The following is a 13,883-nucleotide window of genomic DNA, read 5'->3' on the forward strand; positions in this document are numbered from 1 at the left end:
GGATTATCCATGTCGTCCGACAGACAGCCGTCCTTACTTACGCAAAGAAAGTTCCTACCCTATTTCATTACTCAGTTTTTTGGCGCTTTCAACGACAATATTTTTAAAAACGTTTTGCTGCTGTTTGTCGCCTTCGCGGGATCCAGCGCACTACCTATTTCGAGCAACTTGTTCATCAATTTAGCGGCTGGCTTGTTCATTCTACCGTTCTTTCTATTCTCCGCTTCAGCTGGCGTATTAGCCGATAAATATGAAAAATCATGGTTTATTCGCAAGGTAAAGCTGTTTGAAATCGCCATCATGCTTTTGGGCGCCATTGGTTTTATAACCGAAAGTTATGGTGTGCTTTTGCTGCTACTGTTCTTAATGGGCACACAGTCAGCGTTCTTTGGACCGGTTAAATATGCCCTTTTGCCCCAAAAATTAAACGCGAAAGAGTTAGTGCCAGGCAACGCCCTTGTTGAAGCTGGTACCTTTATCGCCATCCTTATTGGTACCCTAGGTGCTGGAATTATCGCCTCAGCAGACAACGCAAAATACCTTGCCGCATTTTGTGTCGTACTCTTTGCATTGTTGGGATATTTGTCGAGCCGCTCAATACCCTTTGCAGCCGCCAGCGCACCTAACCTTTCTTTTCGTTGGCAACCGTATAAACAAACTAAACACACGCTATCCATCGCAAAATCAGATCGTGTTGTTTTTCAATGCATTATGGCGATAAGCTGGTTCTGGTTTTTAGGCGCCGCCTATCTAACCCAGTTCCCAAATTTCACCAAGATTTACTTAAATGGCACCGAGAGTGCGGTGTCTTTCTTACTTGCTCTGTTTTCTATTGGTATCGCGCTAGGGTCGCTTCTTTGCAATTGGATCTCGAATCATCGTATCGAAGTCGGTATTGTGCCTATTGGCGCACTTGGCATTACGGTATTTGGGTACTTGATGGCAACCTCCATTCCAAGTGACCTACCTATCTTCCATAACTTTGTAGACTTCTTTAGATATGAGCCTTTTTGGCCATTATTTTTCTATCTATTGATGATTGGCGCCTCTGGCGGGCTGTTTATCGTACCGCTTTACGCATTAATGCAACATAGAGCAAAGGAAACCGAGCGCGCACAAGTCATCGCAGGGCTCAACATCTTTAACTCTCTGTTTATGGTCGGCAGTGCTGTCTTAGGTATTGTGTGCCTGAGTATCATCAAGATGACAATTCCTCAGCTGTTTGCATTGTTAGCCATTTTGAATTTCTTGGTCGCCGCTTACATTTTTTTGCAAATACCGATATTCGTTGTCCGTTTTGTGGTTTGGATGCTAACTCACACTATTTATCGAGTGAAACATAAAAACCTACATAACTTGCCAGAACAAGGCGGTGCGTTGATCGTATGTAATCACGTGAGCTATATGGACGCCTTGCTACTTAGCGCAGTATGCCCAAGGTTGATTCGTTTTGTGATGGAGGAAGATTACGCCAACCTACCTCCACTAAGACGCTTTTTACGCAGAACTGGGGTAATTCCGATTTCAGCGAGTAACAGAAACTCCATCAGGCGTGCATTTAATGATGTAGAAACCGCATTAAGCGAAGGACATATCGTCTGTATTTTCCCAGAGGGGAAATTAACCTCAGACGGTGAAATGAATGAATTCATGCGTGGCATTGATATTATTCTGCGTCGCAGCCCAGTACCTGTCATACCCGTGGCACTCAAAGGCTTATGGGGAAGCTATTTCAGCCGCGCGAAAGGCCGCGCATGTTGTGGCTTACCGACTCGATTTTGGTCAAAGCTAGAAATTGAGGCCGGACAGCCGGTTCCACCAAATGAAGCAACGGCAAAAACGATGTTCGATAGAGTGCATCAACTTAGAGGCGACTGGCGATAAAAATACATTTGAACACATGTTTAGAATAACTGAACATGTGTTCAAATCATTAAGACAAACTGACCACACTCAGTGCGATATACTCGCGCTTTCATTCACAACAGCGAATAAAAACCTTGAATAGAAACTACCTCTTGTTTGGATTGGCGTTACTCTTTTGCTTAACCCCTTTTGTCTCCTCTCCTATTGCCCTAGTTATTGGTTTTCTACTCGCAAGTTTTGGTTTTGTGCCTTCAGAACTGCCCATTGCTTCTTTTACTAAAAAGCTGTTGTCCTACTCGATTATTGGTTTAGGCTTTGGCATCAACTTTGAGCAAGCACTCTCTGTTACATCGGATGGTATCGGTCTGATTATCGCCACGATTACGGGCACACTGATCATAGGCACTATCATTGCCAGAATAATTAAGTTGGAGCGAGTAACCGCATACTTAATCTCGTCAGGTACAGCAATTTGTGGTGGTAGTGCAATTGCCGCGGTGGCACCAGCGATTAAAGCAAAAGACGAACAGATTGGATTAGCACTGGCAACGGTATTCGTCCTAAACTCCATCGCACTATTCGTGTTTCCTGTGGTTGGTCATGCTTTAGGGCTAGATCAACACACATTTGGTACATGGGCCGCGATTGCTATTCATGACACTTCTTCTGTTGTTGGGGCTGCCTCAGCCTACGGTGAAGAAGCGCTAACTACAGCAACAACGTTAAAACTCGCACGAGCTTTGTGGATCATCCCTGTCGCACTGATCAGTGCCGTGATCTTTTCGAGAGACCAGAAAGAGAATGGAACGAAAAAGTTAGTTATTCCTTATTTCATTTTTTGGTACTGCGCAGCCATCGCGTTTAGCGACTTCTTCCCTCAATTTGAAATGGTCTATCACGGTATTTTCGTTGGAGCGAAACAAGCTTTGGTGGTGTGTCTATTCCTGATTGGTTGCAGCATTTCAATTTCGAAGCTGAGGTCTGCTGGAGCTAAGCCACTATTGTTTGGTGTAACTCTGTGGGTGTTAATTTCAACCACTTCTCTAAGTTGGTTATTGTTTAGATATTAGTGGTCTTCTCATCGTGTTGAGATGACGACGGCTCAAGTTTGCTGTTTTTGTATGTAACAACCAATGCGATAGCGATCAAAAAGGCCGTCAGCTCTGCAAGAGAGCGGGCGAGCCCTTCACTGCTTATTGCAATACCAATTTGTAGTGCTACCGCCGTAATTAATACTAGCTTTACCATCCTGAACTTTATGCCTTTTCTCTCTTCGAAGAAGCATAATTATGATTCAGAGTTATAAGGATACGAAATTCCCTTTCTGACTAATACATAGCAAAATTGACTAATGCTGAATTGATGGCAATAGCCACTCCTTCACTGCCTTCCGAGAAACCTTGATCCCACTTTCTAGTAGCACTTGTGGCATTAAATGGTATTCCACTGGCCATTTAAACTTCTCTAATTTGGGTTGCAAATGCAGGTCATATTCCGCTTTGCTGCGCAAATCATTGGTCTGAATCACAGCAACAGGGCGATGACCAAATTCCGCATCTTCGACTGGAACCACTATGCTCTGCACCACGCCATCAATTTGGTTCAATGCTGCCTCAATCTCTTCACAATGAATGTTCTCACCACCAGAGATAAATTGATTGTCGGCACGGCCGATGATCTTTAACTCGTCACCTTGCCACTCACCGAGATCCTTGCTATCGAACCAGCCTTTCTCATCCAGAAACGGAGTAACATGACCTTGATGAAAATACCCTGCCGCCAATGTTTTACCACCGACAAAAATGCGTTGGTCAACCAACTTTATCTTACGATGATTCAATACGTGTCCAGCATTACTGGTACTGTCAATTCTCTTTGCGGTAACGGTAGAGGCTGCTTCCGTCATCCCATAACCTAACCACGCCTCAATCCCTCGTCCTGTTGCTCGCAACGCCAACTCGTGAGCAACGTGGCTGCCGCCCAATAGCACATGCGTCAATGACAAGTGAGCATCATCATCCAATAGCCGTTTGAGCTGCGTTGCAACCAAAGAGGCGTGTGACACACCCTGAATATCTTCGACAAGTTTTCCTGTACCGATTTTCAATGTCGCTCCGACATATAGCCAACGATATACAATCGCCAATCCAGAGACGTGATAAAGCGGAAGCGACAATAGCCAAGAATCTTGCTGAGTGAAAATGAACTCTTGCAACAAGCCTTCTGCTGAAGCAAGGTGTTGTCGATGTGTATGAACCACAGCTTTAGGCTCCCCTGTCGAGCCAGAGGTAAATACCACTGAAGCGAGCCTGTCATGGTGATAGGCATCTTCAATCACCGCATCACGCTCTTGTTGTGAAACTAAGGGCGGTGAAAGCAATGTTGCCTTGAGTTTTTGTATATCATGTTCAGAAAAGGTCGAAGCGCACTCCTGAGCAAACCAGATAAACCGAGTTTGTTCAGGTTTATAAAGGGTCGCAAGTTTACTCTGTAACGTATCGAGTGGTTGTACCATGGTCAGCGCGGCAAGTGCGCCTAACTGCTTGGAAGCAAGATAAAACAGCAGAGTTTCAACTTGGTTTTTACCTACCAAAGTCAGCACATCTCCCCGCGTTACGCCCAAGTCATTCAAATAGTGAGCGTATTGGTCAATACGTACTGAGAGTTGTTGCCAGTTTAATGTTTCTGTTGGTGTCTTGAGTGCAATAGAAAAAGGGCTCGTTTGAGCCCAATATTTCCACGGTGCCTTCGCAACATTGTCTATGCAGAATGCCACACAATCTCCTGATCTTTCAGAGGAAGAACGGGAAGTTCACACTTAGGCCAGCCTTGCTCTAACTGAGCTTTGAATAGGCCAATCGTATCCAAACCTGGAACTTCATCAGGCAGCTGCCATTGGGCAAAGCGCGCTAATTGCGTTAAACCGAGACTGGATTCAATGCTCGAGCTAATTACCGCTTTCATCCCCAGTGACTTCGCCTTCTCTATCAGTGTAATACAAAAATCCACCGAACCAATGAGTGTGGGTTTGATGATGATAGTTTTCACACCAGTTAGATCTTCAAGACGGAAATCCTCTCGACGAACCGCATCTTGCAACGTTTCATCCCAAGCAATCGCAATACCAGTATTGATAGCAAAAGAGAGACTATCGCCAGGAGAGCGGCACGGCTCTTCCAAAAAGGTAATGCGCTGACGCAGAGACGGAGTAATGTATTTAGCAAACTGCTGCGCTTTTTCTGGTGTCCAAGCGCGGTTTGCATCAAGTCGAAGCGTTAATTGAGGGATAGATTCAAGGAAAAGGTTCACAAGCATGCCATCGCGAATTGGCTCATAAAGCCCGACTTTTACTTTCGCGACTTTCTCTCCTTCCATTTCGTTCAGCTTTGGAATAAGCTCGTCTGGGTCACCAGTACACAGCGGCGCTGTTTGATACTTACCTTGTTGGGGTAAGCCACCAGCTAACTCTAACTGTGCCATCGATAAACCAAACGCGACCGATGGATACATGTTGGCGTAATCCACATCCAATCCTGCTACCCAACGCTCCGCTTGTTCTTGTAGCTGAATACCAGCATCTTCGGTGTTCTCTAAACTAAAACCAGGAAGAGGAGCGACTTCTCCAAGCCCTATTTGGTCACGTTCAGAAAGCGCGACAACATAACCAGCACGTTCTGTTAGCTTATTGTCTCGCAGGATGACACCACTATCCATGGGCAAGCTATAACGATAAATTTTCGCTTCACGCATAATTCGAGTCCTATGTAATGCCGTATATTTGAGCGTTCTGGCGAGCAATCCCACCAGCCTCCCAGAGGGCGAGGCGCTCAGGAAAAATGGAACAGAGGAGCTAAAACACTCCTCTTTTTATACGAATTATGGGTTACGAGGGAATTTGTCGAAGTCTGGGCGACGTTTCTCGTTGAATGCGTTACGACCTTCTTGTCCTTCATCGGTCATGTAGAACATCATCGTTGCGTTCCCCGCAAGCTCTTGAAGGCCTGCTTGACCATCACAGTCCGCATTCAATGCAGCTTTCAGGCAGCGTAGCGCCATTGGACTATGCTGAAGAACTTCACGACACCAACGAACGGTTTCTTTCTCTAGCTCTTCTAGCGGCACAACCGTGTTGACCAAGCCCATGTCTAACGCTTCTTGCGCGTTATAGAAACGACATAGGAACCAGATTTCGCGTGCTTTCTTCTGGCCTACGATACGAGCCATGTAAGATGCGCCCCAACCGCCGTCAAATGAACCCACTTTAGGGCCTGTTTGACCAAATTGAGCGTTGTCAGCCGCAATCGTTAGGTCACACATCATGTGCAGTACGTGACCACCGCCCACAGCCCAACCTGCTACCGATGCGATCACTGGTTTTGGACAAGTGCGAATATCACGTTGGAAGTCCAATACGTTTAGGTGGTGTGTACCTTGGTCGTCTTTATAGCCGCCGTAGTCGCCACGGATCTTCTGGTCACCGCCAGAACAGAATGCGTCTTCACCTAGACCTGTCAGAATGATCACGCCAACACCAGAGTCGTAACGCGCATCTGCCAACGCATCAATCATCTCTTTTACTGTTTGAGGGCGGAATGCATTACGCACTTGTGGGCGTGCAATGGTAATTTTCGCGATACCATCTTCAGATTTATGGTAGTGAATATCCTCGTATTTCTCGCTGCAATCTTTCCATTGAACCGGAGCGTAAAGTTCTTCTTCAGAAATGCCTACTGTTTTAGCCATGGTGATTCCCATTGTTCTCGTTACTCTCACCAAAGTGAGATTGAATTATGTGCTTAATATGCATCGCAAATTGTTGGGGCTGCTCTTGATGAACGTTATGTCCTGCGCCTTCAACTTGTCGATACGCCAACCCGCTACGTTGTGCCAGTTGGCTAAATTTTTGGTCTTTCGCGCCACACAAGTAATACATCGGTATATTCTGCTTTTTCAGTGTGGGCAACAAATACGCCTGCTTGGCTAACGATGTTGCCATCAGCATGCTCGCGACCGCCGAGCCAAGATTATCACTTCGCTTCGCAATTAATGTTTGTCTTTGCTCATGGTTTAGTGAAGAAAACACCGCTTGCTGATACCAATCGTTCAAAACACGTTCAAGTGGTTCAGTTTTGAAACGCTTTGCCCAGCGAGCATCATTCTCCAATCTCACCTGTTTCTCTGACTCAGTTTGAAGCCCGAAGTTTCCCCCTTCAACAATTGCGCCCACAATATTGAGATCTGAGAAGCATTGATTGGCAATACCATGCATCGCAATACGGCCGCCCATCGAGTAACCAATCAAAATAAGTGGTTGTTGCGGACGAAATAATAAAGATAGTGTGGAATTAAGCAGTTTGCAGCAATCATCGAGATCGTTGCACTTTGTAAACTGGCTACGACCATGACCAGGAAGGTCTATAACAATTCGTTCAAACTGAGTCAGCTCATCCAAACAAGCTTGCCAATCAGCACCACTTCCTAAAAAGCCATGCAAAAACACCAGAGTGGGAAGGTCGCCACTTTGGTGTTTTTCAGTTGAAGAGAGACGCTCAGAGTGAAGCATGCAGGCTCTTATTAAATGCCTTTATCAACTCTGCGGCTTGGCTTGGTGGGGTTTGAACTTCCACCAGCAGTGTGCCTTGGCCGCTCGACAGGTGCTCGGCAACCATTGCTTGATACATTTCTAACGTAGTTGGCTTCTCATACTTTAAACCAAACTGTTTGGCTGCATGTTCAAACTGATAACCGTGGGGCATTTGGTAGTACGCAGTGCGATGCTCCTGAGGCACCGGTAACATATCGAAAATTGCGCCACCATCATTGTTTGTGACCACAAGTACCGTCGGCAGTTTATTGTGAGAAAACAGCGCTAGTGAATTGAGATCATACAGTGCTGATGTGTCACCAATATACATCAGTAACGGATTACCTCTTGCTCGCTGCACACCAGATGCGGTAGCAAACAAACCGTCAATTCCTGACGCGCCTCGGTTAGTGAACACTTCTACATCATCAAGTTTGCCGTACATATCGACAAGTCGAACAAACAAACTGTTACCCAAAAAGACATCAGCGTTTTTAGTGCGCTCGTTGATGTCTGCTGCCAACGCAATTTCGTCAATGGCAGACGCTGAATCAGATAGGAAAGCTTCTTCGATACGTTGATGAACTCGCTTAACTCCATTCGCTAACCTATCAGCCCACCCAGCAAATATTGGCTTCTCAAAGCTAATGCGAGAAATCCAAGTTTGAGGAAGCTCAACCCAGTGCATTTGCGCCAGATGATTTTGGTTATTACGGTCCATACGCGGCGAGATATACCAGTATTGAACGTCTTTGTCTTGTTGACTCTGCGAAACTTGTTTATCAATCCACTGGTTCAAACGTTTGGAGATGATTCGGCTACCAAATTGGATAATAAGTTCACAAGATTCAAGCTCGTTTGCGAACTCGGGAAGTTGAAGCCAGACATCGTAATGCGCCCAATCCGAACTGAGACCACTTTGCGGGTCTGCAAGTACTGGCCATCCCATCTTTTGTGCAAATGCCTGCGCCGACTTCGCTTGTTCAAGCGGTAAGCTGCCAATCACAACCAAGCCTTTTTTATCCGCACAAGACGGGATTTTCGCCTGTGACAAGTGGCTAAAACGCTGGGTATAACTACCACTTCCTTTTCGCCATCCGGCTACCGAGTCTAAGTAGGTTTGATAATCCGCTTTTGCACCATTGGAATACAAAGGTTCTGGAAATGCACAGTTAATATGAACAGCACTGCCTTGCAGCTGCTGAGTAAACATCACTTCGTCAACAGAGGTCAGCAACCAATTAAGCGATGTTGTTAAAGTTGGGCTTGGTAAATTCAAGCTGGCCGAGACATGATGTGAAAAAATACCCAACTGGTTAATCGCTTGGTTTGCGCCACAGCCAACGAGCTCCATCGGACGATCCGCAGTGAGCAGCACCAGCTTTTCACCAGTAAGCCTAGCCTCCGCAACGGCTGGTAATAAGTTCGCCACTGCCGTACCAGAGGTAACGATGATTGCCACTGGCTCTTGAGTAGCTTTCGCTAAACCAAGAGCCATAAAGCCGAGACCACGCTCATCAAAGTGAGTATGAATAGAAACATTGGACCGTTCTGCCACCTCTAAAGTTAAAGGAGTAGAACGAGAGCCAGGAGCGATACAAACATGCTTAACGCCAAATCGCTGAAGCTCAATCAATATGGTTTCTGACCAAATTCGATTGAGCACCGCTTGGTCATGATTCATGATGCGACTCCCAACGGGGGGTGATCAGAAATCAGCGTAAGTAACGTCGACATTTTCTTATCAAGTTCCGCCCACTCATGCTCTGCCACAGAGCCTGGCACAATACCTGCGCCCGCAAACAGTTGTACTTGGTCACCGAGCACAAGCGCGCTTCTGATCGCGACACAAAACTCTGCTCGTTCATGGCTTATGTACCCCATTGACCCCGCGTACCAGCCGCGTGCAAAGGGCTCATTATCAAGAATAAACTGCATGGATTCTTGTCGAGGTAAGCCAGCAACCGCCGCCGTCGGCTGAAGCGCCGATAACAACTGAACACCGTTTATTCCCGTCTTTAGGCTCGCGTGAATATTTCGCTTGAGGTGTTGCACTTTTCGTAGCCTAACCAAACTTGCCTCGGCCTCCACTTCAACCGCTTCGGAATGCGGTGATAGGCGATCAATAATGTCATCAACTACATATTGGTTTTCATTGAGGTTCTTTTCATCTTGGGATAACCAATTCGCCAACTCCATATCGTGAGTGGCGTTGTCCCCTCGACCAATCGTGCCTGCTAACGCTTCGGTATGAAGTTCGTGCCCTACGCGAGAATACAAACGTTCTGGCGTAGAACCCATAAAGCTGTGTTTGCTGTCTAAGCTCAGCATGAAATGGAAACTATGATGGTTATTTAAGTAACTCGCTTTCAGCAATTGTGCAGCACTTAATGTGTTATCAAGCTGCACGGTAGAGCGACGCGCCAATACCACTTTCTTAAAATCATCATTCTTTATACCAGTCAGAACTTTATGAACTAACTCATTCCATTGAGGCTGACTTGGCGTATGAACAATAGAGCGGATGTGAGAAGAAATCGGAGCTAAGGTCGCGACCTCACAAACCAGTTTATGCAGTCCTGCTAGGGTTCGCGCTTTGTCTTCTGAAATATTAACTGCGAGAGACCATTGTTGGTCAAAACGAATTAACTCAATTTGAGGCAAAAAGAAGAAAGAAGGCATACAGCGACGATTCTTCTCATGCTGGCCGTCAAAAGAGCGTCCGCCCCAGACTCGTTGCCCTTCACCTAGAATGGTATAAGCAGGGCCTGGCTCAACAAAAGCGTGTAATTGCCCTAGTGCAACGACCTCTTCACGAGTATCGCGGGACTGCCAGTAGAATTTAGGGAAAAGTGGTTGTGCATCAAGCCAATCAATAAATGAGAAATTAGGTTTCTCGCTCAGGGGCTCGACCAGACGTGTTTGATTGCCTTCCGCTTGCTGAACTCGCTCGATAATTCTCTTTACGGCTTGATGGAACTGTGACAAATCAACCTCGTAGTATGTGAGGATAAATGGTAACTGACGGCTACTCTAAGTTTAGACCCAAAGCAAATCAAGGTCGTATGCGATCTTTTGCAAAATCCTGTGATAGCAAACGAGCAAAACTTAACCAGCAAACAGATAATTTACAGATATATATTCTAATAAAAAACAAATTATTGTATTTTAATAAAGAAATTAACGAATTTTTAGGAATTATACAATGCAAAATATCGGGATGTCGTCAAAACTCGATAATGTCTGCTACGACATTAGGGGTCCTGTACTCAAACATGCTAAGCGCATGGAGGAAGAAGGGCATAAAATCCTAAAGCTAAACATTGGTAACCCTGCCCCATTTGGTTTTGACGCCCCTGATGAGATTTTAGTCGACGTGATTCGTAATCTGCCGACTTCTCAAGGCTATTGTGATTCCAAAGGCATTTACTCTGCTCGTAAAGCCGTGGTCCAACACTATCAACGTAAAGGTATCCGCTCTCTAGATGTCGAAGATGTGTATGTGGGTAACGGCGTGTCTGAGCTGATCGTGATGGCCATGCAAGCGCTATTAAACAATGGCGACGAAATGCTGATCCCAGCACCTGATTACCCGTTGTGGACAGCTTCAGTTGCACTATCAGGCGGTAAGCCGGTTCATTACCTATGTGATGAAGGTGCAGACTGGTACCCTGACCTTGAAGACATCAAAAAGAAAATCACACCGAAGACACGTGGCATTGTTCTGATCAACCCGAACAACCCGACAGGTGCGGTATACAGCCGTGACTTCCTACTTGAAGTGATTGAAATCGCGCGCCAGCACAAACTGATCATTTTCGCAGATGAGATCTACGACAAAGTGTTGTACGACGGTGCAACACATACCTCAGTCGCAACACTCACTGAAGACGTGCTCGTCATGACATTCAATGGCCTTTCAAAAGCCTACCGTGTTTGCGGTTTCCGTGGTGGCTGGATGTTCCTAACGGGACCTAAACACCTAGCTCAAGGGTACGTGAATGGCTTGGAGCTGCTTTCATCGATGCGTTTATGTGCAAATGTACCAATGCAACATGCGATTCAAACCGCGTTAGGTGGATACCAGAGTATCAATGAACTGATTTTACCTGGCGGACGCTTATTAGAGCAGCGCAATAGAGCGTATGAACTGATCAATCAGATTCCTGGTGTTTCTTGTGTCAAACCTAAGGGTGCGATGTACCTCTTCCCGAAAATCGACACAAAAATGTACAACATCAAGAACGATCAGCAGATGGTTTTAGATTTCTTAAAACAAGAGAAGGTCTTACTGGTGCAAGGTTCCGGTTTCAACTGGCCAAAACCAGACCATTTCCGCATAGTTACACTGCCACACGTTGAAGATCTAGAAATCGCCATTGGACGTTTTGAGCGATTCCTATCAACCTACAGCCAGTAATGAATCACTGGTAGTAATTAGTGCTGATCTCTCATATGCTTAGAGGAACTCCTAGTGAGTTCCTTTTTTACACCAGAAACGGAGAAAGCCATGAAAGAAAGCCATTTTTTCGCCCACCTGGCTCGAATGAAGCTGATCCAACGCTGGCCTTTAATGCGGTCCGTCTCACCAGAAAACGTTTCAGAGCACAGCTTACAAGTTGCTTTTGTCGCTCATGCCCTTGCCCTAATTAAAAACAAAAAGTTCGGCGGCAACCTTAACCCAGAACGCATCGCGATTCTTGCCATGTACCATGACTCCAGCGAAGTATTAACGGGGGACCTTCCAACCCCAGTGAAGTATTACAATCCTGAAATTGCCAAAGAATATAAGAAGATAGAATCGGCAGCGGAACAAAAATTACTCTCAATGTTACCGGAAGAGTTCCAAGATGAATTTGCCCCCTACCTTCTTTCTCACTCTGCACACGAAGAGGACGCAAAAATCGTCAAGCAAGCCGACTCCATCTGTGCCTATTTAAAATGTCTCGAAGAACTAAGCGCAGGCAATCATGAGTTCGCTCTGGCAAAAAAACGCTTAGACATCACTTTGCAAGAACGTAGAACGCCTGAAATGGATTACTTCCTCAATACCTTTGCCCCAAGTTTCGAATTATCGTTAGATGAAATCAGTTAGCTTACGGAGATAATCGTGTCGTTTGAATTACACCCGCAATGGCAAGAGCGCCATGATGATGAGCATAAAATCCGTCGTGACGACCATCGGAGCCCGTACCAACGAGACCGAGCGCGCATTCTTCACTCGGCTGCATTTCGACGCTTACAAGCAAAAACCCAAGTACACGGCAATAGCTTGGAAGACTTTCACCGCAGCCGGTTAACACACTCCTTAGAAGCGTCGCAACTCGGGACCGGTATCGTCGCCCAGTTAAAGAAAAAACAACCAGAGTTCCGTGATCTATTGCCATCAGACAGCTTAATTGATTCATTATGTTTGGCGCACGACATCGGGCATCCTCCATACGGTCATGGGGGAGAAGTCGCTCTAAACTACGTAATGCGCGAACATAGCGGTTTCGAGGGGAACGCCCAAACCTTTCGTATCGTCACTAAGTTAGAGCCTTATACTGAGCATTTCGGAATGAATTTATCACGCCGCACACTGCTTGGTTTGATCAAGTACCCTGCCCTTATTAGTCAAACACGCTCCGTCAAGTTGCCTCAACCAGCCGAGCATCAACGCAAACTAAAAGCCAAAGATTGGAGCCCAGCGAAGGGCATTTATGATTGTGACAAAGACTTATTTGATTGGGTAATTGCGCCGCTTTCTGACAACGACAAGGCATTGCTTAGCCTAATGCGCTCAAAGCCAGAATCGGAGTTTGAGCACAGTAAAACGCGCTTTAAATCACTCGATTGCTCAATCATGGAGCTAGCGGACGATATCGCCTACGGCGTTCATGATTTAGAAGATGCAATCGTACTTGGTATGGTGACACGTCAGCAATGGCAAGAAGGCGCAGCAAGTCAATTAGCGGACTGTGGCGACCCGTGGTTTGAAGCACATATCGATTCCATCGGACAGATGCTATTTAGTGGTAAGCATCATGAACGGAAAGATGCCATCGGTGGTATGGTTAACGCCCTCCTGACCAGCATTTCAATCAAGGCGATGGATGAGCCTTTCAATAATCCATTACTGTCTTGGAATGCGTGTTTAGAGCCACAAATGGCACGAGCACTTGACGTACTCAAGCACTTTGTCAGCACCTTCGTTATCCAAGTCCCGCAGGTCCAGATCGTTGAATATAAAGGTCAGCAAATTATTATGGATATTTTTGAAGCGTTAACAGCAGACCCAGAGCGCTTACTACCCGTTCATACAAAAGATCTGTGGTGTCATGCGAAGAGCGAGAGCAATAAGATGAGAGTCATCGCCGATTACATTTCTGCAATGACCGATGGTCACGCACAAAAGCTACACCGCCAACTTTTCTCTTCCATCGTTCTTTAG

At 45.9% G+C, this 13,883-nt stretch carries 12 protein-coding genes; 5 read left to right on the top strand and 7 right to left on the bottom strand.

Features of this window, described 5'->3' with window-relative positions; translation table 11 throughout:
- The first annotated feature begins 9 nt into the window (after positions 1 to 9).
- Together VEA_RS12380 and VEA_RS12385 are read left to right on the top strand one after the other, a co-directional pair.
- Positions 10 to 1,884 (top strand): MFS transporter, encoded by a 1,875-nt coding sequence (locus VEA_RS12380; protein ID WP_012842015.1) that lies wholly within the window; start codon positions 10 to 12, stop codon positions 1,882 to 1,884.
- A 116-nt stretch (positions 1,885 to 2,000) separates the two neighbouring features.
- Positions 2,001 to 2,936 carry a YeiH family protein gene (locus VEA_RS12385; RefSeq protein ID WP_006743254.1) on the top strand — a complete coding sequence of 312 codons (936 nt, stop codon included), beginning with the start codon at positions 2,001 to 2,003 and terminating at the stop codon, positions 2,934 to 2,936.
- Here the strand turns inward: VEA_RS12385 and VEA_RS12390 are convergent.
- The 7 genes from VEA_RS12390 to VEA_RS12420 all read right to left on the bottom strand — a co-directional run bounded on the left by VEA_RS12390 (position 2,926) and on the right by VEA_RS12420 (position 10,438).
- On the bottom strand, positions 2,926 to 3,114 hold the full coding sequence (locus VEA_RS12390; protein ID WP_012842016.1) for a hypothetical protein: 189 nt from the start codon (positions 3,112 to 3,114) through the stop codon (positions 2,926 to 2,928). The two genes, VEA_RS12385 and VEA_RS12390, sit on opposite strands and share 11 nt — an antisense overlap.
- A 100-nt stretch (positions 3,115 to 3,214) precedes the next feature.
- A complete protein-coding gene (gene menE / locus VEA_RS12395) occupies positions 3,215 to 4,642 on the bottom strand; it encodes an o-succinylbenzoate--CoA ligase (protein WP_006743253.1) in 1,428 nt (475 codons plus the stop codon).
- Positions 4,627 to 5,616 carry an o-succinylbenzoate synthase gene (menC, locus tag VEA_RS12400; protein WP_012842017.1) on the bottom strand — a complete coding sequence of 330 codons (990 nt, stop codon included), beginning with the start codon at positions 5,614 to 5,616 and terminating at the stop codon, positions 4,627 to 4,629. Before menC ends, menE begins: the two co-directional genes overlap by 16 nt.
- 126 nt (positions 5,617 to 5,742) lie before the next feature.
- Positions 5,743 to 6,609: a 1,4-dihydroxy-2-naphthoyl-CoA synthase gene (gene menB / locus VEA_RS12405; protein WP_012842018.1), complete on the bottom strand. Its 867-nt coding sequence runs from the start codon at positions 6,607 to 6,609 to the stop codon at positions 5,743 to 5,745.
- Complete coding sequence (menH, locus tag VEA_RS12410; protein ID WP_006743250.1) at positions 6,602 to 7,429, bottom strand: 2-succinyl-6-hydroxy-2,4-cyclohexadiene-1-carboxylate synthase; 828 nt, start codon at positions 7,427 to 7,429, stop codon at positions 6,602 to 6,604. Before menH ends, menB begins: the two co-directional genes overlap by 8 nt.
- Entirely contained in the window at positions 7,416 to 9,134 is a 1,719-nt protein-coding gene (gene menD, locus VEA_RS12415) for a 2-succinyl-5-enolpyruvyl-6-hydroxy-3-cyclohexene-1-carboxylic-acid synthase (RefSeq protein ID WP_006743249.1), read from the bottom strand. Before menD ends, menH begins: the two co-directional genes overlap by 14 nt.
- Positions 9,131 to 10,438, bottom strand: coding sequence for an isochorismate synthase (locus VEA_RS12420; protein ID WP_006743248.1), 1,308 nt, complete (start codon positions 10,436 to 10,438; stop codon positions 9,131 to 9,133). The genes menD and VEA_RS12420 overlap by 4 nt, the downstream gene beginning before the upstream one ends.
- A gap of 217 nt (positions 10,439 to 10,655) precedes the next feature.
- Between VEA_RS12420 and VEA_RS12425 the strand changes: the two genes are divergently transcribed.
- From VEA_RS12425 to VEA_RS12435, 3 genes are all read left to right on the top strand, one after another.
- A complete protein-coding gene (locus VEA_RS12425) occupies positions 10,656 to 11,870 on the top strand; it encodes a pyridoxal phosphate-dependent aminotransferase (protein WP_005390543.1) in 1,215 nt (404 codons plus the stop codon).
- Between the two features lie 90 nt (positions 11,871 to 11,960).
- Positions 11,961 to 12,545 carry a 5'-deoxynucleotidase gene (yfbR, locus tag VEA_RS12430; RefSeq protein WP_031780152.1) on the top strand — a complete coding sequence of 195 codons (585 nt, stop codon included), beginning with the start codon at positions 11,961 to 11,963 and terminating at the stop codon, positions 12,543 to 12,545.
- A 15-nt stretch (positions 12,546 to 12,560) separates the two neighbouring features.
- Entirely contained in the window at positions 12,561 to 13,883 is a 1,323-nt protein-coding gene (locus tag VEA_RS12435; RefSeq protein WP_006743247.1) for an anti-phage deoxyguanosine triphosphatase, read from the top strand.

This window comes from Vibrio antiquarius, from assembly GCF_000024825.1.
In the GTDB taxonomy this organism is placed as follows: Bacteria; Pseudomonadota; Gammaproteobacteria; order Enterobacterales; family Vibrionaceae; genus Vibrio; species Vibrio diabolicus.

Bases quoted from the DNA above. Each gene is read 5' to 3' on its own strand.
- VEA_RS12380 (WP_012842015.1), top strand. From the start codon at position 10: ATGTCGTCCGACAGACAGCCGTCCTTACTTACGCAAAGAAAGTTCCTA.
- VEA_RS12390 (WP_012842016.1), bottom strand. From the start codon at position 3,114: ATGGTAAAGCTAGTATTAATTACGGCGGTAGCACTACAAATTGGTATT.
- menC (WP_012842017.1), bottom strand. From the start codon at position 5,616: ATGCGTGAAGCGAAAATTTATCGTTATAGCTTGCCCATGGATAGTGGT.
- menB (WP_012842018.1), bottom strand. From the start codon at position 6,609: ATGGCTAAAACAGTAGGCATTTCTGAAGAAGAACTTTACGCTCCGGTT.
- menH (WP_006743250.1), bottom strand. From the start codon at position 7,429: ATGCTTCACTCTGAGCGTCTCTCTTCAACTGAAAAACACCAAAGTGGC.
- menD (WP_006743249.1), bottom strand. From the start codon at position 9,134: ATGAATCATGACCAAGCGGTGCTCAATCGAATTTGGTCAGAAACCATA.
- VEA_RS12425 (WP_005390543.1), top strand. From the start codon at position 10,656: ATGCAAAATATCGGGATGTCGTCAAAACTCGATAATGTCTGCTACGAC.
- yfbR (WP_031780152.1), top strand. From the start codon at position 11,961: ATGAAAGAAAGCCATTTTTTCGCCCACCTGGCTCGAATGAAGCTGATC.